The 772-nt window shown below is 73.4% G+C and carries 1 protein-coding gene; it reads right to left on the reverse strand.

Annotated features, from left to right (window positions below):
* Window positions 1-772 (reverse strand): HAD-IC family P-type ATPase (locus KDL01_RS41565; RefSeq protein ID WP_212534215.1); only part of this gene is annotated, 772 nt, incomplete at both ends.

Below are 772 nucleotides of genomic sequence, written 5' to 3' on the forward strand. Positions count from 1 at the left end.
GGGAGTTGGAGACGACGAAGAGGGAGGAGGCGGCCATGGCGGCGCCGGCGATGAGGGGGTTGAGCAGGCCGGCTGCGGCTAGGGGGATGGCGGCAAGGTTGTAGGCGAAGGCCCAGAAGAGGTTGCCCTTGATGGTCGCCAGGGTGCGCCGGGCCAGGCGGATCGCGTCCACGGCGGCAGTCAGGTCGACGCCGGAGCCGTCGGGGGCGGTGCGGACAAGGGTGAGGTCGGCCGCCTCGATCGCCGCGTCGGTGCCGGAGCCCATGGACAGCCCTAGGTCGGCCGTGGCCAGGGCGGCCGCGTCGTTGACTCCGTCGCCCACCATCGCGACCACGCGGCCGCGTGCCTGCAGGGCGCGAACGGCCTCGGCCTTGCCTTCGGGCATGACCTCGGCGATCACGGAGCTCTCCGCGATGCCCACCTCGGCAGCGACCGCTCGTGCGACGGCCGCGTGGTCGCCGGTGAGCAGCATCGGCTCGAGTCCGAGCGACCGGAGGCCCGCAACGGCCTGTCGAGCTCCCGGCTTCACCGCGTCGGCCACGACGAACAGGCCGCGGATCTGCCCGTCCCACGCGACCGCCACGGCGGTACGGCCCAGGCTGGTGGCGGCGGTGGCGGCGGAGCTGAGGGCTTCGGGGAGCGGGAGTGCCCACTCGCGCTCCAGGTAGCTCGGGCTGCCGACCACTACGGCGCGGTCCTCTACGACACCGGTGACGCCTAGGCCCGGCGTGGCACGGAAGTCGGAGACGGGCGGGAGTTCGGGGAATTGGGG

Origin of the sequence: Actinospica durhamensis (assembly GCF_018139695.1) — a bacterium.
Taxonomy (GTDB): Bacteria; Actinomycetota; Actinomycetes; order Streptomycetales; family Catenulisporaceae; genus Actinospica; species Actinospica durhamensis.